The organism is Shinella sp. CPCC 101442 (genome assembly GCF_024704725.1).
Classification (GTDB): Bacteria; Pseudomonadota; Alphaproteobacteria; order Rhizobiales; family Rhizobiaceae; genus Shinella.
This window is the reverse complement of the sequence record NZ_JALIQS010000005.1, coordinates 158,854-177,023: the sequence shown is the minus strand read 5'-3', so window position 1 is coordinate 177,023 and position 18,170 is coordinate 158,854. Positions and strand designations below refer to the sequence as shown.

Below are 18,170 nucleotides of genomic sequence, written 5' to 3'. Positions count from 1 at the left end.
GCCGAGATACCGAATTTGCGGTTCAAGTTGGCCGCAAAGCTCGCCTTCGGGCGGCATGTTCGGATTCAGCTTGATACGGGTGGAAGCGGAACTGAGGCTCGACCACGTCGCTGGTCCGCTCAAGGGCGATCTCGAGCGCAAGAAGGCCCATCAGGCAGTAGGGACACGAGACATCGGAGACGAAATCAACTGTCATCTTGGTCATGGGAGACCCTTCGTTCGTGGTGATCGTTCAGGCGAGAGTTTGCTGCTAAAAGGCCCGCATCGCTTCGCGACGCGTGCCTCCTGTGCAACCCTCGGGGGTTTCAGATCAGGGCGCCGCCGCTGACTTCGATGCGCTGGCCATTGATCCAGCGGTTGTCGTCGGAGAGGAAACTCGCCACCATTCCCCCGATATCGTCCGGCTGACCGAGCCGAGCGAGCGGGGTGATGCTCTTGAAGTAGGCCTGGAAGTCCTCAGAATTGCGGAGCGCGCCGCCGTTGAAATCGGTTTCGATCGCACCCGGCGCGATGGTGTTGACGGTGATGCCGCGCGCGCCCAGTTCGATCGCCTGGAAACGAGTCAGGACCTCGAGCGCACCCTTGGCCGCGGCGTAGGTCGAGAAGCCCGCCGCCGAATTACGGGCCAAGCCTGTGGAGATATTCACGATACGGCCGCCGTCTGCGAGCACGGGCAGCAGGGCCTGAGTGAGGAAGAATGGCCCTTTGAAGTGCACGTTCACCATCTGGTCGAAGGCGTCCTCTGTCACGTCCGGGATCAAGCTGTATCCGCCATAGCCGGCGTTGTGAACGAGGTGGTCGAACGTATCGCGGCCGAAGGTCGAGCCGAGGGCCGACTTGAACGCTTCGACGAATGCGGGAAAGCTTGCGACGTCCTCGACATTGAGCGCAAGGGCGACGGCCTTGCCGCCCGCGGCGGTGATATCGGCGACGACTGCGTCGGCCGCATCTTTACTGGCGTTGAAGGTGACGATGACGTCGCCGCCCTGGCGCGCGATGTTGAGGGCCATGCTACGGCCGAGGCCGCGGCTTGAACCGGTAACGAGGGTAATCTTGCGCACGATATTGTCCTTTCGAGATTGGCGCCGAGGATTGACCCTTTGGCGCCCCAGCAGTGCTGGTCGGCTTACCCTCAACGTTCTGCTGTCCTTTGCTCAGTTCGAACGCGAGGTCACAGCAGAGCGCATCCGCGACAAGGTAGCAGCCTCCAAGAAGAAGGGAATGTGGATGGGTGGCAATGTCCCGCTCGGCTACGAGGTCTGGGATCGCAAGCTGGTTATCGATGAAGATGAATCCAGGACAGTTCGCTGGCTGTTCGAGCGGTATCTGGATCTGGGATCGATCCGGGACCTCTCGATCGAAGCGCGCGCCGCCCACCTGTATCGACGCCCAACACGACGGGTCAGCGGATCGGCGTTCGGACGCGGCAATCTCCATCATCTTCTCACCAGCCCGATCTACGTCGGCAGGATCCGGCACAAGGATGCGGTCTATGACGGCGAGCATCCTGCCATCGTTGATCGGGTCGTCTTCGATCAGGTACAGGGGATGTTGACCGAGCAAAGCCCTAAACGGCGCTCGGCAAAAAGCCATCGCGACATTCATCTTCTCTATGGCCTGCTGCGGGATGAGGCGGGTAAAAACCTTGTCTCCACCCATGCGAACAGTCACGGCAAGAGGTATCGTTATTATGTCTCGCGCACCGGTGATGGGAAAGAGCACGACCAAACCGATAAAACGAATGTTCGGACGGTCTGGCGATTGTCCTCAACGATAATCGAGCCGCTGGTCGAGCAGCAGCTTCATGCCATCCTCTCGGATAAAAAGCAGCTGGCAAGCTGGTGCGAAGATACGGAATCAGCAGCAAGGCTTGCCGATGTGCTGACCGCAGCAGTGACGCTCAGCACTCGATACAGCGCCATCGAGAATCATATCGAAAAGCAGGAAATTCTGCGCATGGTCTTTGCCGGCATAACGTTGCGGAACGATGCAATGGTTTTAGAGATCGCATCCGACAGGCTGATTGCGGCGCTGCTGGACGGCGCGGTAAATCCGCAGGGCTCGGCACAGCGCCATAGCAGCCATAATGCGATCGCTACCATCACCGTCCCGATCATCCTCAAACGGCGCGGCGTCGAGGCCAAGATCATACTGGAGAACACACCGCTCGCCGCGCCGCAGAAAGATCAGATGCTGATCGCCATGATCGCAAAGGCGCATCTCTATCTTGAAGCCCTGACCGATGGTTCCGGCGCCGGTCACACTGAGGTCGCCGAGCGGCTGGGCATCCATGGTCCTGATATCAGCCGAATCCTGCCCATCGCCTTCCTGTCGCCAAAGATCACGGAGGCCATCCTCACCGGCAGACAGCCGGCGGATCTCACCATCGCCAAACTGACGCGCATGCTCGACCTGCCGATGGGCTGGAGCGATCAGGCGGCGCTGCTCACGGCCTGAGCAACAAGGGCAAACGACATGGATCGATGCGGCTCGTCTCTTCGGAGGCGGGCCGCAAACTGTTAGGGCGGATCTTGGCAGATGGGTGCGTTGCTCACTCGGCCGACGACGAAACCGGAAGGGACATGCGAACCGTTCTCTCGAAACCGGCAGCCAGCAGTTCAAAACTTTTGGCTGCTGGGAATGGCACTTTGAGACACGGCGGCGAATGGGCGCCAAATGGCGTAGTGGGACTGATAATCTAGCGAAACTCGCGCCCCAGATAACGCGCAAGCCTTTGAAAATAAAATGGAAATTTGAAATTCAGCGGAAGCGCCACGTTTGGGCGGTCTGTTTGGTAGCGGAGGAGGGATTCGAACCCCCGACACAAGGATTATGATTCCTCTGCTCTAACCTACTGAGCTACTCCGCCGACCGAAGGGAGGATAGGAGCGAGGTCCGTTTTCCGTCCGGTGGGCGGCTTATAAGGGGCGGCTCCTGCGGGTGTCAAGCGACCTTTGCAGGAAAAATCGCTTTGTCCGCAAAGGCCTGGGGACACGCGGCTTTTCAGGCCGCCGCCGGGGCGGAGAGAATGCGCTTCAGCGCGTCTTCGGCCGCCGCTTCACGCTCCGAGCGCAAAATGAAGCCGCCGCCATAGATGCGGGCGTCCTCGCCTTCGCCGGAATAGAGCGCGCAGGCCTGGCCGGGAGCGACGCCTGCCTCGCCTTCGGACAGCTCGACATAGATGCCGCTCTCGTTGGAGGCGAGCCGAGCGGGGCGCGGCGGGCGGGTCGAGCGGACCTTGGCGTAGCAGTCGAAGCCGCCGGCGGCCACCGCTTCCAGATCGCCGTCGCCGAGCCAGTTGATGTCGCGCAGGTAGAGGCGGCGCGTTTCCAGCGCCTCCTTGGGGCCGACGATGACGCGGCGCGAGCGGGCGTCGAGATAGACGACGTAGAGCGGATCACCGGTCGCGATGCCGATGCCGCGACGCTGGCCGATCGTATAATGCAGGATACCGTCATGGCTGCCGAGCACGCGGCCGTCGATATGCACGATCTGGCCGGCCAGCGCCGCGTTCGGCTTCAGCTTGTTGACGATATCGGTGTATTTGCCCTGCGGCACGAAACAGATGTCCTGGCTGTCCGCCTTCTTGGCGACAACAAGGCCCATGTCCTCGGCAAGCGCCCGGGTTTCAGCCTTGGAGAGATGGCCGAGCGGGAAGCGCAGGTAATCGATCTGTTCCTGCGTGGTGGCGAAGAGGAAATAGCTCTGGTCGCGCTCGGCATCGACAGGACGGTAGAGCGCGCGGCGCCCCGGCGCATTCGGCGTCGGGTTGGGGCGCGAGCGGATATAGTGGCCGGTGGCCAGCGCATCGGCGCCGAGGTCCTTGGCGGTCGCCAGCAGGTCCGCGAACTTGACGGTCTGGTTGCAGGCGACGCAGGGGATCGGCGTTTCGCCGGCGATATAGCTTTCGGCGAAGGGATTGATCACGGTCTCGCGGAAGCGCTTCTCGTAATCGAGAACGTAATGCGGAATGCCCAGCGTTTCGCAGACGCGGCGCGCGTCATCGATGTCCTGGCCGGCACAGCAGGAGCCGGCACGGTGCACGGCGGCACCGTGATCGTAAAGCTGCAGCGTGATGCCCAGAACGTCATAGCCCTGGCGTTTCAGGATGCCGGCCACGACGGAGCTGTCGACGCCGCCGGACATGGCAACGACGACACGGGTATCTTCCGGCTTGCGATCGAAATCGAGACTGTTCACGCGAGGGTCCGTTCCGGTGGTGCGTCAATTGTCGCAAGACACCTTGGCTTGAGGCCGAAACCGGCCGTTGCGGCGTTCCGTTGGAACGGAACGCCTTCGGGCGACATATAGAAACTTGCCGCACCGAGAGCAAGAGAAGGCCGGAAACCTCGTTTTCCGGCCGCGCCGGGATTGCCCTCCCGGTCCGCGGGAAGGGGAAATCTCAGCGCAAGGGAAATCAGATGAGGCGCAGGCGCAGCGCTATCGCGATCGCCTGCATGCGGTTGACCGCCTGCAGCTTGCGGGTCGCGCTCTTGAAATAGCTGCTCACCGTATAGACGGAGATGCCGAGAATGATGGCGATCTCGTCGCTGCTCTTGCCGGCCGCCGCCCAACGGAGACATTCAACCTCGCGGCTGGAGAGCTTTTCGCGGCCCGCCGTCGCGGCGACGAAGGTCTTTTCGAGGCACTCGAACAGTTGCAGGGCAGCGAAGTGCAGTTCCGCCAGCTCGGCCCGGGCAAGCGGCGTGCGCGTGCCGGAAAATACCATCAGATAGGGATCGCCGGTCGTGGAATGCAGCAGGAAAGCGGTGGACGTGGCCAGGCCGTGGCTTTCGGCAAGCGAAATCGCACTGCCGGCCTGCGTGTTTTCCCAATCGGAAGGCGCGAGAAGCGAACTGTCACCCTGCACCGGCAGTTTCGTCATGCCGGTTTCGATGGCCAGCCGGCTGATATGAAACAGCGTCATCGCGTCATACTTGCGCACGAGATCGGCCGGCCAGTTGCTGACGAGCAGGCGCTCGGCGAAACGCTGCTGCTCATTGGCCGGGAAGCGCGACACCAGGAAATGGCTGAACCGGAAATGATTTGCGCATTGGCGCATCAGGTGCAGCACTTCATATTCGGTCTGCACCGACCCTATGGTCGCCATCGACAAGAACTCGGGCGACCAGCCTTGCTGCAGGAGCATGTTGTCTGGATCTCTCATTTTCCGTTTCCAACAGCCGGCGCGACGCGCCGGGCTCGTGTGCATTCTCGGTCCGGAAAAATCTTGCCGCATCCTCGGGCAGGCAGCGTCTAAAAACGCCACGGCAGCCGTATCCCCAAGGGGAACAGCGCGCGCAAAAATTTCATGTTGATGCTTCCAGGGGACTTCCGGTGGCATCGATCTGATGCCGCCCCCTTAAATTTGAGGGCGTATTAGCAGCATTTGAATAAAATAGAAATGAAATATTTGCATGGCTCCCATGCGGGCTCTGCGAAGAGGCGCGCGGCCCAACGTAACGGAAACCAATGCTTTGCGGGGCGAACGGTAATAGCGAAGCCGCTCAAAAGATTAGAAAATTGTTAGTGTGCGCTTAGGCAAATCTTAAATGTGGCGGGCTAGAGTTCCGCCATATGGTCTTGAGTTTATGTAGAGAGTCCAATGACCGAACTGATACGACCCCGCGTTAAATACGTCATCGGCCCCGATGGCAGCCCTCTGACGATCGCCGATTTACCGCCAGCCAACACGCGGCGGTGGGTGATTCGCAGGAAGGCAGAAGTCGTCGCCGCCGTGCGTGGCGGGCTTTTGAGCCTCGAAGAAGCCTGTGAACGGTATACACTGACGGTCGAAGAATTCCTGTCCTGGCAGTCCTCCATCAACGATCACGGACTTGCCGGCCTGCGCACCACGCGCATCCAGCAATACCGCCACTAGACCATACCATTCCGGATCAAGACCCAGCGGCCGCGTTTGACGCGGCCGCATTCTTGTTAAGCCCTGCTCCGTTCAATGCGGCCGCAGCTTCATCTGGAGAAGGCCCGTCATGATCGCGGACGCGGCGTAGAACCAGAGACCCGGCTGCGTGAAGGCCGAGGCCATGCCGCTCGTCTTGGCGGCGACGATCACCAGCGCCACCAGCATCACATCCATCATCGACCATTTTCCAAGCACCGGCAGCAACCGGGCGAGCCAGTTCGCCTTGCCGCCGTTCAGCTGCGCAGGCACGGTCGCCTCCAGGGCCATTCCGAAGAGTTTCACGATCGGAAAGACGATGGAAAACAGTGCGACAAGCACGGCCAGCCCGCCACTTCCCTGCCCCCAGAGCGAGACGACGATGTCGATCAGCGACGGCGTCTCATCGAAAAAATAGAGTTTTTCGAACCGAACGAGCGGCAGAACGAGGCCGAAGGCGAGGCAAAGGCTGGAAAGAACCAGAAGCGCTGGAACGACGAGGATCATGGGATGTTTCGCGTTTGAGATCGCTTTGCATAGCACCCGTTTCGTTCCGATGCAGCACGGACTGTTCACATCCCTATGACTTGCCGGATCGGGTTGAACGGGAAAGGATGGCGCCAACCCAATATCAGCGAGGAGCACAGCATGGACATCCGGCACGAAGACAACGGCTCGAAGGGCCGCTATTCCGCAACCGTCGAGGGACACGAGGCGGAAGTGACCTATTCCCGCGCATCGCCGAAGCTGATCATCGTCGACCATACAGGCGTGCCGGACGCGCTGCGGGGCAAGGGCGTCGGCCAGGCCCTGGCGGCTCATGCGGTGGAAGACGCGCGCAAGGGCGGCTGGAAAATCATGCCGCTCTGCCCATTCTTCAAGGCGCAGGCCCTGCGTCACAAGGACTGGTCCGACGTCGTCAATCTCTGATGTCTGCGGGACAATTCCGGATGCAAAACCGCTTTACGCTTTTGCTGGAATTGCCTTGAAAAAACGCGAAGAGCCCTCGTGAGCGGTCTTGCGGCCGCTCGCGAGGGTTCTTCAGAACCGAAACGGGATCAGGCGCGCAGCCGGACCGCGTTGTCGCGCTCTTCCAGCGCCGAAGCCTTGGCGAACTCCGCCTCCGCCTCCTCCAGGCCCAGTTCAGCGGCGTCCTGCTGCACCTTCAGTTCCCGGATCGAGACCTGCAGGTTGTCAGAGCGCTGCCGCGCCGCCTTGGCGAAGGTGGGGTAAGCGAAGTGGTTGGGATCGGTAATCCCGGATTTCTTCTCTTCGATAGCGATCTGGCTCTCCAGCTCTTTCGACATCCGTTCGAATTCGGACATCATGAGCTGCAATTGAGACAGCTGCCGTCTTTTGTCTTTCACCTGAAATTCCTTCAGGCGAACTAGGCTCTCACGCGACTTCATACGCAATACTCCCGTGGATAGCGAGACCCCGGCATTTGAGGCAAACGGTCGCCGAACACGATGGCGAACGCCTGACCCGGCATTCCAAATCAGTTCCCAACAAGGCGTTGACCGCCTGCCGGAACCGGCATTTTCACCCGTAACCCGGAAAAACAAACCGAGCGTTAAAAAAAACCTAGCGAGAATTAATGAATCCCTACCGCTGGTAACCTTTCGTTTACGGGCATCGTTAATCATAGGTCCGATGATTTAAGGCTCAGTAAATGCGATTCACAAAAAACAGGGTGGTTCGCATTGATGAGTCTAAAGAGTCGGTTAGCGTTGTTTCTTAACGAGAAAAATTAAGAGACACATTTCCGATTCACATTTGAAATCAGGAGTCTGCCTAAAATAATTAACAGATCGATACACCTTGCCAAAGTGAATCAGGATTTGTTAACCATTTCGTGGCAGCCTCCAAATCAGGCAACGACTGGATCCGTATCGCGTAGGGGGCCAGGTACCTTGAGCGGCGGAAAAGGGGACAGATATGCGGGTTCTACTCATTGAGGACGACAGCGCGACAGCGCAGAGCATCGAACTGATGCTGAAGTCCGAAAGCTTTAATGTGTATACCACCGACCTCGGCGAGGAAGGTGTCGATCTGGGCAAGTTGTACGATTACGACATCATCCTGCTCGATCTCAATCTGCCCGACATGTCGGGTTACGAAGTTCTGCGCACGCTGCGCCTTTCCAAGGTCAAGACGCCGATCCTGATCCTCTCCGGCATGGCCGGTATCGAGGACAAGGTGCGCGGCCTCGGCTTCGGCGCCGACGACTACATGACGAAGCCGTTCCACAAGGACGAACTCGTTGCCCGCATCCACGCCATCGTGCGCCGTTCCAAGGGCCATGCCCAGTCCGTCATCTCGACGGGCGAGCTCATCGTCAACCTCGACGCCAAGACGGTCGAAGTCGGTGGTCAGCGCGTGCACCTGACGGGCAAGGAATACCAGATGCTCGAGCTGCTTTCGCTGCGCAAGGGCACGACGCTCACCAAGGAAATGTTCCTCAACCACCTCTATGGCGGTATGGACGAGCCGGAACTGAAGATCATCGACGTCTTCATCTGCAAGCTGCGCAAGAAGCTGGCGAACGCCGCTGGCGGCGCGAACTACATCGAGACGGTCTGGGGCCGCGGCTACGTACTGCGCGAGCCCGATGGCGACTACGCCGAAAGCGCCTGATAGCCCCCTTCCCGCTCAAGAATTCAACCCGCCGCTTGCCGGCGGGTTTTTCTTTGCCTGGATGGGCGTGAGCAGGACACCCAAAAGCAAAACGCGGCCGGCTCCTTCGAGCGGCCGCGTTCGCAAATGGGATCGACTGATCAGCCGCTTACGCGGCGATCGAAAGGTTGCTGAAGACCTGGGTCAGGATCTTGCGGTCGAACGGCTTGAGGAGAAAATCGTCCGCGCCGGCGCGCTTGCCCATCATCATCTTCTTCAGATCCGCCTCGACGACGCAATAGAAGATGCGCACCGACTTGCCCTGCGGCAGGTTGCGGATGTTGCCGATCAGTTCGAGCGCACCATCCATGGTGGCATCGACGATCAGGATGTTGGGAAGCTCCGCCTCGCAGCGCACCAGCGCTTCGAGCGAGCTCGACGCTTCCAGCACGAGGAAATTGAAGCCGGAAAGAATACGCTTGCCGACCTTGCGGACGACATCGGAACCGTCGGCGATCATCAACCGCTGCATTCGCTGCTCCTTGGTCTCCCGCCCGTTAAGCGGGAACAATACCAAAACGACAGTACCGATCACTGGCAAACAAAGCGTTACCGGCCATGGTTAACGCCAGGCCGGTCTCGCATCATTCGGACACCGCCGCCATGCGCGCGCTGAAGACGATCTCTTCCGGGCTCGGCGCAACATCGAGTTCCATGCCGGCTTCGTCGGCAAGCAGCACCGTGTAGTAGGGCTGGATCGAATGGGCATCCACGGACTCATCCGGCGTACCCGTCAGGATTTCCGCGAATTTCGGCGGCACGCGCAACATGCGGCCCTTGACGGCAAGCTTGAAGACCGCGTCGAATTCCGGATTTTCCAGCGTCACGTCAATCGAGCCGCCGCGCGGAATGGCGCCGTAGGCGACCAGGAAGAGGTTGAGCAGCAGCTTGACCCGGTTCTTCGGAATAATCGCGCGCGGGCCGGTCCAGCTGATCTCGGTCTTCTTTTCGGCGGCGGCGAAATCGCGCGCGGCCTTTTCCGCCTCGCCCGTATCGATCGACGCGCCGACCGAGCCGGAAGCGCCAAAGGCCAGGCGTGCGAATTTGAGGCGCACGGAGGCATTCAGCGCGCTGGTGCGGATGAGGTCCATCGCCTCGGCATCGGCACCGCCTTCGTCGAGCAGTTCGAGACCATTGTTGATCGCGCCGACCGGCGAGATGACGTCATGGCAGACGCGGCTGCACAGAAGCGCTGCCAGATCGGGACCTGTCAGCGTGAGGTTCGGATTTTTCGCCATAAATTTCTCCTGGATCCACGCATTCATTCATCGCGGGACACCTTGTGAAGGGCGCACGCGGGACCATTCCGCGCGACGCATAGCACGCCATGATTGCGCGAGGCGTGCTCGATTTGAAGACAGCCATAATGACACCACATTTGGTAAACCGATTGTTAAGACCATCGGATCAAATTGCAGCAGGGAACGGGGCCGAGACATAGGAAGGCAAACGGGACATGGCTGTTACAAATCTGGTCACGGCGGCATTCAGGCTCGCAATTGCGGCCTTTGTGGCGTTGCTCCTCGCCCTGCCGGCGCAAGCACAACAGTCCAACCAGTATTCGATGCAGGAAATCGTCGATGCCGGTCACGGTTTCTTCGGCTCGACGTCGGGCGGTCTTGCCAGGGTCGTCGAGCGTGCTTTCGAGTCCTACGGCCTGCCCAACGGCTACATTCTCGGTCAGGAAGGTTCCGGCGCCTTCGTCGCGGGCCTCACCTATGGCGAAGGCACGCTGAACACCAAGAATGCCGGCCAGCACTCCGTGTTCTGGCAGGGCCCCTCGCTCGGCCTCGACTGGGGCGGCCAGGGCAGCCGCACGATGATGCTCGTCTACAATCTGCCCGACGTGAATGCGCTCTACGACCGCTTCGGCGGCGTCTCGGGCTCCGCCTATGTCATTGCCGGCGTCGGCATGCAGGTGAACGTCAACAAAGACATCGTGCTCGTACCGATCCGCACCGGCGTCGGCGCCCGTATCGGCATCAATGCGGGTTATCTCAAGCTCACCCGCCAGCCGACCTGGAACCCCTTCTGATATCTCCGTTCCGAATGAACCGGGCCGCTCGGCCGTCTGGTTAACCGAGAGTTGATTTCGCGGGAACGCCCCCTCCCGCAAATCCGGGCAAGTCGCTATAGTGTGACTGCCCGACATCCGTTTGGTTCAGACCCGTTTGGACCAGGACCCGTTTTGAAGCGAGTTGACCCGTGATCGAGTATGCCCTTCTCTTCGCGCTTGGCTTTCTCGCCGCCACGTTGACCGGACTGCTGATTGCGCCGGCCATCCAGAAGCGCGTCGTCAAGTTCACCGAAGCGCGCATGCAGGCGACCATGCCGCTGAGCCCGCAGGAAGTGCGCGCGCAGAAGGACATGGCCCGCGCCGCCTTTGCCGCTGAAAACGCCCGGCTTTCCCAGAGTGTGCGCCGCGAGCGCGAAAAGCATACGCAGCAAATGGTGCGCAACGAAAAGCTCCTGGCGCAGGCCGCCGCCATCGGCACGGAAAATGCCGAACTGCACGCGCAGATCGCCGACATGAACATCGAGTCCGGCGACATGCGCTCGGCCTTCCGGCGCGAAGAGATGAAGGGCGAGCAGCTGAAGACGGCACTTGCCAGCGCCGACCGCGAGGTGCGCAGCCGCCTGACCGAGATCGACAAGCTCAACACCACCATCACCCATCTGCAGTCCGATATCGACACGATGAAGATCGACATCGCGACGCAGGAAACCACGATGGAGAACCTGAAGAGCCGCATCGGCAATCTCAAGGACGAGCGCGACAAGGCACGCGGCGACCTGAAGAGCGCAAGCGAAAAGGCGAAATCGCTGGAACTGCGCCTCACACGCGAGGAGGGCCGCGTGCACCAGCTCGAGACGCGGCTGACGCGGGAACTCGCCGGTGCCGCCGACAAGGACAATGCAATCGAACGACGCATCGCGGAAATCAACCGCTTGCGCGACAAGGTGAAGACGTTGAGCGTCGAAAACAAAGAGGCCGCCAAAGCGGCCCGCACGAGCGGCATTGCCCGCGCCCTGACACCTGGAAAGGTCGGCCCGCGCCGCACTGAGAAAGCCGCTCCTCCCATCGACATCGTTGCGCTGGAGCAGGATGTGCGCAATCAGGGCACAGCGCTTTCCGAACGGCTTTTGGCTGCCAGAACCGGGACGAACGATGCCGCGTTGCGCGAAGAGATGGCCGATCTCGCCAGCAAGATGATCGTGCTGACCACCGCGCGCGAAGGCGCAAGCTCGCCGGTGCACGACCTCATCGCAACGCTCGACCCTAGCCTTGACGGCGACGACCGCAGCCTGGCCCAACGCGTGCGTGAGCGGATCGGCCGCGACGAGGCCTGACCCCGAAGGAGCGCGGCATGAAGGCAGCCATAATCGCACTCTCGCTCGGCCTCACCGGTGCAAACGCTCCATCACCCAAACAGCAGGCGACCGCCGCCGGCCAGTATTGCGGCCGGCTCTGGAGTAACGGCGCGCTCGTCCAGGCCATCACGGAATTCAGGACGGAAACCGACGGCAGCCTGATGGGCACCTACCGGTTCGCCGATGCCGGCACCATGACCTCTGGCACCCTCAACGAAGCCGCCGCCACCACCGGGCTTGACCATACGCTCACCTGGAAGGACAAATACGGCAGCGGCAGGCTCATGCTCACCTTCAAGCCCGACTACAGCGGCTTTACAGGCAAGTGGCAGGACCAGACAGGATCGCCGAACGAATTGTGGGATGGGGTACGCTGCTGAGCGGCATCAATCGATGCGCCCCATCGCCAACGCGATCTGGTAGAGCGCAATCCCGCTCGCCGTCGCGACATTGAGGCTGTCGAGGCCGGGGCGCTGGGGGATGCGTGCCGTTCTGAACGCGGAAAGGATGCTTGCCGGCAGCCCCTCGCCTTCCGTGCCGAGCACCAGCGCGATGCGCCGCGCCGCCGGAATGGCCGCGACGGGAACCGTGCCGCGCGGCGAAAGTCCCCAGATCTCGAAACCCGCAGCCGCCAACCCTTGCAGCATGGCCTGTGCCCCGAGGCCGCGCGAAAACGGCACGCTCAGCACCGAACCGACGGAAACGCGGATCGCCTTGCGGTAGAGCGGATCGCAGGAGGTTTCGTCGAGGAAGACGGCATCGGCGCCGAAGGCGGCGGCGTTGCGGAAGATCGAGCCGACATTGTCGTGGTTGGAAAGGCCACAGCCCACAAGCACGAGGCTGGTTTCCGGCAGGCCGCCCAGCAGCGCGGCACCGGCCTCCGGCGTCGGCTTGCGGCCGAGCGCCAGCACGCCGCGATGCATGTTGAAACCGGCAACCGCATCGAAAACGCCCGCCGAAGCGATATAGACGGGCACGTTTGGTCCAAAAAGGGAGAGCACATCCGCGAGGCCGGCAAGCCGGCTTTCGAGGAGCAGGACGGCTTCGCAGGCAAAGCCGTTCGTCATCGCCTGCGCGCTGCCGAGCATGCGCAACACGACCGTACCCTCGGCAATGAACAGGCCGTCGCGGCCGGTCAGATCGCGCTCGCGGATCGACACGAAGCCCGCGATGCGCGGATCGGAGGGATCATCGATGCGGACCGGCTCGCCTGCCATGTCGGATCAGTTGCCCTTGACGTCGATCTCCGCGACGATGCGGCCGGTGGTGATATCGAAGAGGATGGCCTTGCGCGCGCCATCGGCCGTCACGCCGTAGAACAGAATCTGCCCGTCCGACTGCGAGATCGCCGAAATGGCAAAACCGTCCGGCAGCGTCACGGTTGCCTTGACCGGCGCATCGCTCGGCACGCTAACGGCGCCTGAGGCTGAAAGGGCGGCGTCCGGCTTGCTTTCCCGCGTGTTGATCTTGTAGACAATGGCCGCGAGCACCGCCAAGAACATCAGGAACATGATGCCGCCCGAGACGAGTTGCAGACGCATCATCTTGCGGCGCACATTCTCCATGACAGGGTCGAGCGGCTTGTCTTCCTGATCGTCGTTTTCGATATTGGACATGGCGAACGCCCTTCCGGCAATGAGTAGATTGAACGATGACCGACCCCTTTAAAGAAGCCGACGCCACAATGAAAGTCCTGACGGTGCCTGAAGACGCCGAGGGGCGCATCGACGCGTGGCTTGCGGCTACGCTTGCCGGCGACTTCTCGCGCAGTCGCATCAAGGCGCTGATCGAGGAAGGGGCGGCCCTCGTCAACGGCACCGTCATCGACGAACCGAAGCGCAAGGTGCGCCCCGGTGATGTCATCGAATTCACCATGCCGGCCCCGCGCGATCCCGAGCCGAAGGGCGAGGACATCCCGCTCGACGTGCTCTACGAGGACGGCGACGTCATCGTGCTGGTCAAGCCCGCCGGTCTCGTCGTGCATCCGGCCGTCGGCAACTGGACGGGCACGCTCGTCAACGCGCTGATCTACCATTGCGGCGAGAGCCTGTCGGGTATCGGCGGCGTGCGCCGGCCCGGCATCGTGCACCGACTCGACAAGGAGACGAGCGGCGTCATGGTCGTCGCCAAGAACGATCTTGCCCACCGCCATCTCTCCGACCAGTTCGCCGACCACGGCCGCACCGGCCCGCTGGAGCGCGCCTACCAGGCCATCGTCTGGGGCCGTCCGCGCCAGATCAAGGGCACGATCGACGCGCCGCTCGGCCGCGGCAACGACCGCACCAAACGCGCCGTCAAGCGCGAGGACGCCGACGACGCGCGCGAGGCGATCACCCACTACGAGGTGATCGAGCGCTACGGCGAGACCGAGGACGGCACCAGCCTCGCCTCGCTGGTCGAATGCCACCTCGAAACCGGCCGCACGCACCAGATCCGTGTCCACATGGCCCATATCGGCCATCCGCTCGTCGGCGACCCCGAATACGGCGCTGCCTTCAAGACGAAAGCCAACCGCCTGCCCGAGGGTCCGAAGAAAGTCGTCGATCGGTTCCGCCGGCAGGCACTGCACGCTTTCCTGCTACAGTTCGAGCATCCCTCGACCGGCGAAACCATGCGTTTCGAAAGTCCCCCGGCAAAGGATATGGAAAAGCTGATTGAGGCCTTCCGGTCCATCGACGAGCCCGCCGACCCTTGATTTTCGGGCATCCGCCCCCACTTTAGCAGAGTGTCGCAAAACCCAATTCGTCCTCCCGCCTTCACGCAGCCGTGAAGCCTGCGGCACCTTGAACCATTGTTTCGCCATACCTATCTTTATGATCAGTGGGGCCGCCATACCCCACGGGGAGCATGGTTGCTGACGGGGATCCGGTCTTCAGGATCAAGCTCCGTACCAAGGCTTGCCGAAATGGAAGCCGTCTCAGAAAGGGGTGCTGAATGGCCCGCAATACGCTGCCGTCTATTACGGCTGGAGAAGGTGGTCTCAACCGCTATCTCGATGAAATCCGCAAATTTCCAATGCTTGAGCCGCAGCAGGAATACATGCTCGCCAAGCGTTACCAGGAACACGGCGACCGTACCGCCGCCCACGAACTCGTCACCAGCCATCTGCGCCTCGTGGCGAAGATCGCCATGGGCTATCGCGGCTACGGCCTGCCGATCGGCGAAGTCGTGTCCGAGGGCAATGTCGGCCTCATGCAGGCCGTCAAGAAGTTCGACCCGGAGCGTGGCTTCCGTCTTGCGACCTATGCGATGTGGTGGATCAAGGCTTCGATCCAGGAATATATCCTGCGCTCGTGGTCGCTGGTGAAGATGGGCACGACGGCCAACCAGAAGCGCCTTTTCTTCAACCTGCGCCGCATGAAGAGCAAGATCCAGGCCATCGACGACGGCGACCTCAAGCCTGACCAGGTCAAGGAAATCGCGACCAAGCTCAAGGTTTCCGAGGCGGAAGTCGTTTCGATGAACCGCCGCCTCACCGGCGACGCGTCGCTGAATGCGCCGATCAAGGCTGGCGAAGGCGAATCCGGCCAGTGGCAGGATTGGCTCGTCGACGACCATGACAGCCAGGAACAGACGCTGATCGAGCAGGACGAACTGGAGACGCGCCGCGCCATGCTGGCACGCGCCATGGATGTTCTGAACGACCGCGAACGCCGCATATTCGAGGCACGCCGCCTCGCCGAAGACCCGGTCACGCTGGAAGAACTCTCCTCCGAGTTCGACATCAGCCGCGAGCGCGTCCGCCAGATCGAAGTCCGCGCCTTCGAGAAGGTGCAGGAAGCGGTGCAGAAGTTTGCCGCCGAACAGGCCCGCGCGGTCCGCGTCATCGAAGACGCATAAGACCCGCGACAGCATGCAAACAAAAAGGCCCGCCGGATCACCCGGCGGGCCTTTTCTTTGCGTCCCGTTTTCTTATTGCGTGCCCGCCGTCGACCAGGCCTTCATCACCTTGTCGAAGGCTTCCGTGCCAGCCGTGCCCTTGTCGAGGGTAATCAGCGCGCGGCGGCCGTTGCGATAGGTGATCGGGATGTCGATCCAGCTGCGGGTGCGCAGCAGTTCCGTATTCTTGGTGATCGCCTCGGGAAAATCGTTGAGCGCGATCATGTGGAAATCGTCGGTGATCTTCGCGGGCACCGCGATCAGCGCATCGCCGCGATCCTGCTCGGTCCGCTTCATCGCCACACGCTGCACGCTTTCGATACCGCCGCCTTCAAAGCTTTCCGGCAACGAGAAGACCAGCTCGACGATATGGCTCGCCGGCAGCGACTTGTCAGCGTTGCGACGGAAGGTGATGAGCGCGGTCAGGCCCTTCGAGGGCACGTTGATCTGGGCGCGCACGACCGGTTCCGGCTTGGCATCGCCACCGGGCGATTCCTCGGCGGTAGACCAGGCAACCGTCCCTTCGATGGCCGTCGGCGCCGTCTGGCCGAGACGCTCCTCATAAAGGAACATCTTCTGCGTGACACCGATGGCGGCCGGCTGTTCGCCGGTGGCCGCGGGTGTCTGCGTATCGGTCGTCGTGGTCGTCGCCGTACCGGTGTCGGTCGGCGTCGTGCCGTCCGTGCCGGTGGCGGGCGTTGCACCATCCGTCGTCGCAGTGCCGGCGCCCGTCGTGCCGGCGTCCGTTTCCGTGGCGGCGCCCGCCGTCTCCGGCGTCTGGGCCGCGACGGACTTGCCTTCCTCGGTCGTAACCCCTTCGGGCGCCGCTGCCGGGCCCTCATCCACTTCCGTACCGTCCGTCAGGAGGCGCTGGGTGAATTTGCCGCTGCTCTGGTCGGCGGCGGCAACTTCGGTCGCCGGCTTGGTCGCCGCGCCGTCGGTCTGCGTGTCCGTCGGGGTGGTATTGTTTGTCGTCGTGGTCGCCGGCAGGTTCCTGCCGCCATCGGCGGTGTCGGTCTTGGCCTCCGGCGTTTCCGTGCCGGGCGTGGACGGCTTGGTCACGGAAGCGACGATCTCGTTGACCCAGCCGTTCACCGCATCGCGGTTGAACCAGTAGGCGGCGCCTGCGCCACCGGCAATGGCGAGAACGCCGACCAGGGCCGCAAGTGCGGCGACATTGACGCGCGACTTGCGCGGCTCGGCGCGGAAGGACCGTTGCGGCGCCCGCGCCTCGACGGCCGGCGACGTGGCCGTCGCATCGGCAACGCCAGCCTGCTCCATCGACGTTGTCTCGGCGGCGGCGGCCTTCGGCGTAAAGCCGATCAGGTCGTCGAGGTCACCCCACTCGCTCTTCTCCGCCGGCTGATCCTGTTTTGCGCCTTCCGGCTTTGTGGCCTTCTCCTCCGGCCATTCCCAGGCCATCGGATCATTGCCGGCGGCAACCGCAGGCTCTTGCTTGTCGGCCGGCGTCGCGACCGGGCTCACATCGTCCCAGTCCCACTGCGCCCCGGCCGCCGGCATGCGGGCGTCCGTGACAGGCGCGGAATCCGGCACCAGCGCGTCATGCACCGGATCGACATCCGCAACCGGTTCCACCTCGGCCGCAGTCGCGGCCGACTGCGCTCCTTCGGCGGGCGTCTCGTCGCGATGTTCCGGCTCGCGCCAGGAAGGAACATAATCGCTCGCCGGCTCGGCCTCGACCTGCCAGGACGGCTCGATATGGGCCTCCACGACGGCAGGCTCCGGCTCGGCCTCTTCGACCGCCGGCTCTTCCGAAACCGCTTCCACGACCGGTTCCGGCTCTGGCTCGGTGACCTGTTCCTGCTCGGCAGCGATCTCGGCGACCGGTTCTTCGACCGGCGGCTCTTCGACCGCGGGCTCGTCTACGACCTGCTCGGCCGGTTCTTCAACGGCCTCCGGCACGGGTGCGGCATGGTGCTCCGGCACGGGTGCGGCATGGTGCTCCGGCTCGGCTTCGCCGGATTGTTCTTCCGGCTCCTCGACAGCGGCGGACACTTCCGCCGCCGTTTCAACGGGTTCGGGTTCGGGCTCGACGGCCTCGACAACGGGTTCAGGGACGATTTCCGGCGCTGGATCGTCGGCGGGCAGCGCCTCGGCATGCTCGACTTCGACGTCGTTGATCGCCGTCTCGAGCTTGTCGAGCTGGCGCTTCACGAGGTCATCGGAAGGGCGCGGGTTCATGGATTCGAGTTGCCTGCGGACGGCGCCGCGAGCCTTCTCGTAAACCTTCAGCCGCATCTCGGCATTGTTGTCCGAGAGGCCATCAACGGCCCTTCGAATGACTGCTACAAAATCCGCCATCAGAACTTTCCGTGGTGTCCGC

General features: G+C 62.2%; 20 protein-coding genes and 1 tRNA gene. 9 read left to right on the top strand and 12 right to left on the bottom strand.

What is annotated here, in order from left to right; translation table 11 throughout:
- Nucleotides 1-22: 22 nt before the first annotated feature.
- Both MUO32_RS19915 and MUO32_RS19910 read right to left on the bottom strand, forming a co-directional pair.
- Complete coding sequence (locus tag MUO32_RS19915; protein WP_257950128.1) at nt 23-205, bottom strand: hypothetical protein; 183 nt, start codon at nt 203-205, stop codon at nt 23-25.
- A 100-nt stretch (nt 206-305) separates the two neighbouring features.
- Nucleotides 306-1,061 carry an SDR family NAD(P)-dependent oxidoreductase gene (locus tag MUO32_RS19910; protein ID WP_257950127.1) on the bottom strand — a complete coding sequence of 252 codons (756 nt, stop codon included), beginning with the start codon at nt 1,059-1,061 and terminating at the stop codon, nt 306-308.
- Nucleotides 1,062-1,092: 31 nt separating this feature from the next.
- Between MUO32_RS19910 and MUO32_RS19905 the strand changes: the two genes are divergently transcribed.
- Nucleotides 1,093-2,457 (top strand): recombinase family protein, encoded by a 1,365-nt coding sequence (locus MUO32_RS19905; RefSeq protein ID WP_257950126.1) that lies wholly within the window; start codon nt 1,093-1,095, stop codon nt 2,455-2,457.
- Nucleotides 2,458-2,792: 335 nt separating this feature from the next.
- Here the strand turns inward: MUO32_RS19905 and MUO32_RS19900 are convergent.
- From MUO32_RS19900 to MUO32_RS19890, 3 genes are all read right to left on the bottom strand, one after another.
- Nucleotides 2,793-2,869: transfer RNA gene (locus tag MUO32_RS19900), tRNA-Met, on the bottom strand.
- A 134-nt stretch (nt 2,870-3,003) separates the two neighbouring features.
- On the bottom strand, nt 3,004-4,200 hold the full coding sequence (mnmA, locus tag MUO32_RS19895; RefSeq protein WP_257950125.1) for a tRNA 2-thiouridine(34) synthase MnmA: 1,197 nt from the start codon (nt 4,198-4,200) through the stop codon (nt 3,004-3,006).
- 217 nt (nt 4,201-4,417) lie between these two features.
- The gene (locus tag MUO32_RS19890; RefSeq protein ID WP_257950124.1) at nt 4,418-5,167 is read right to left on the bottom strand and encodes a LuxR family transcriptional regulator; all 750 of its coding nucleotides are present in this window, start codon (nt 5,165-5,167) and stop codon (nt 4,418-4,420) included.
- Between the two features lie 438 nt (nt 5,168-5,605).
- Between MUO32_RS19890 and MUO32_RS19885 the strand changes: the two genes are divergently transcribed.
- Entirely contained in the window at nt 5,606-5,881 is a 276-nt protein-coding gene (locus tag MUO32_RS19885; RefSeq protein WP_007769470.1) for a DUF1153 domain-containing protein, read from the top strand.
- A gap of 72 nt (nt 5,882-5,953) precedes the next feature.
- Here MUO32_RS19885 and MUO32_RS19880 read toward each other — a convergent pair whose 3' ends face one another.
- The gene (locus tag MUO32_RS19880) at nt 5,954-6,406 is read right to left on the bottom strand and encodes a paraquat-inducible protein A (RefSeq protein WP_257950123.1); all 453 of its coding nucleotides are present in this window, start codon (nt 6,404-6,406) and stop codon (nt 5,954-5,956) included.
- Nucleotides 6,407-6,547: 141 nt separating this feature from the next.
- Here MUO32_RS19880 and MUO32_RS19875 point away from each other — a divergent pair, with 141 nt between their 5' ends.
- A complete protein-coding gene (locus MUO32_RS19875) occupies nt 6,548-6,829 on the top strand; it encodes a GNAT family N-acetyltransferase (RefSeq protein ID WP_257950122.1) in 282 nt (93 codons plus the stop codon).
- Between the two features lie 128 nt (nt 6,830-6,957).
- Here the strand turns inward: MUO32_RS19875 and MUO32_RS19870 are convergent, their stop codons facing one another.
- Nucleotides 6,958-7,308, bottom strand: coding sequence for a flagellar export protein FliJ (locus MUO32_RS19870; protein ID WP_257950121.1), 351 nt, complete (start codon nt 7,306-7,308; stop codon nt 6,958-6,960).
- Nucleotides 7,309-7,837: 529 nt separating this feature from the next.
- On the opposite strand from MUO32_RS19870, the gene ctrA reads away from it, so the two are divergent.
- Nucleotides 7,838-8,536: a response regulator transcription factor CtrA gene (gene ctrA, locus MUO32_RS19865; RefSeq protein WP_018327818.1), complete on the top strand. Its 699-nt coding sequence runs from the start codon at nt 7,838-7,840 to the stop codon at nt 8,534-8,536.
- A gap of 148 nt (nt 8,537-8,684) precedes the next feature.
- Here the strand turns inward: ctrA and MUO32_RS19860 are convergent, their stop codons facing one another.
- Together MUO32_RS19860 and chpT are read right to left on the bottom strand one after the other, a co-directional pair.
- Nucleotides 8,685-9,047: a PleD family two-component system response regulator gene (locus tag MUO32_RS19860; protein WP_244762353.1), complete on the bottom strand. Its 363-nt coding sequence runs from the start codon at nt 9,045-9,047 to the stop codon at nt 8,685-8,687.
- Between the two features lie 112 nt (nt 9,048-9,159).
- Nucleotides 9,160-9,813, bottom strand: a complete 654-nt coding sequence (gene chpT, locus MUO32_RS19855; RefSeq protein WP_257950120.1) for a histidine phosphotransferase ChpT — start codon at nt 9,811-9,813, stop codon at nt 9,160-9,162.
- Between the two features lie 218 nt (nt 9,814-10,031).
- On the opposite strand from chpT, the gene MUO32_RS19850 reads away from it, so the two are divergent.
- The 3 genes from MUO32_RS19850 (at nt 10,032) to MUO32_RS19840 (ending at nt 12,327) form a co-directional block, all read left to right on the top strand.
- On the top strand, nt 10,032-10,610 hold the full coding sequence (locus tag MUO32_RS19850) for a DUF1134 domain-containing protein (RefSeq protein WP_257950119.1): 579 nt from the start codon (nt 10,032-10,034) through the stop codon (nt 10,608-10,610).
- Between the two features lie 170 nt (nt 10,611-10,780).
- Nucleotides 10,781-11,926 (top strand): hypothetical protein, encoded by a 1,146-nt coding sequence (locus MUO32_RS19845; protein WP_257950118.1) that lies wholly within the window; start codon nt 10,781-10,783, stop codon nt 11,924-11,926.
- A gap of 17 nt (nt 11,927-11,943) precedes the next feature.
- Entirely contained in the window at nt 11,944-12,327 is a 384-nt protein-coding gene (locus tag MUO32_RS19840) for a hypothetical protein (RefSeq protein ID WP_257950117.1), read from the top strand.
- A 6-nt stretch (nt 12,328-12,333) separates the two neighbouring features.
- On the opposite strand, the gene MUO32_RS19835 is transcribed toward MUO32_RS19840, so the two are convergent.
- Nucleotides 12,334-13,164 carry an RNA methyltransferase gene (locus MUO32_RS19835; RefSeq protein ID WP_257950116.1) on the bottom strand — a complete coding sequence of 277 codons (831 nt, stop codon included), beginning with the start codon at nt 13,162-13,164 and terminating at the stop codon, nt 12,334-12,336.
- Between the two features lie 6 nt (nt 13,165-13,170).
- The gene (locus MUO32_RS19830) at nt 13,171-13,563 is read right to left on the bottom strand and encodes a hypothetical protein (protein WP_257950115.1); all 393 of its coding nucleotides are present in this window, start codon (nt 13,561-13,563) and stop codon (nt 13,171-13,173) included.
- A 35-nt stretch (nt 13,564-13,598) separates the two neighbouring features.
- On the opposite strand from MUO32_RS19830, the gene MUO32_RS19825 reads away from it, so the two are divergent.
- A complete protein-coding gene (locus MUO32_RS19825; protein WP_257950114.1) occupies nt 13,599-14,642 on the top strand; it encodes an RluA family pseudouridine synthase in 1,044 nt (347 codons plus the stop codon).
- Between the two features lie 239 nt (nt 14,643-14,881).
- The gene (gene rpoH, locus MUO32_RS19820) at nt 14,882-15,787 is read left to right on the top strand and encodes an RNA polymerase sigma factor RpoH (protein WP_257950113.1); all 906 of its coding nucleotides are present in this window, start codon (nt 14,882-14,884) and stop codon (nt 15,785-15,787) included.
- Nucleotides 15,788-15,859: 72 nt separating this feature from the next.
- On the opposite strand, the gene MUO32_RS19815 is transcribed toward rpoH, so the two are convergent.
- Nucleotides 15,860-18,148: a hypothetical protein gene (locus tag MUO32_RS19815; protein ID WP_257950112.1), complete on the bottom strand. Its 2,289-nt coding sequence runs from the start codon at nt 18,146-18,148 to the stop codon at nt 15,860-15,862.
- Nucleotides 18,149-18,170: the final 22 nt, after the last annotated feature.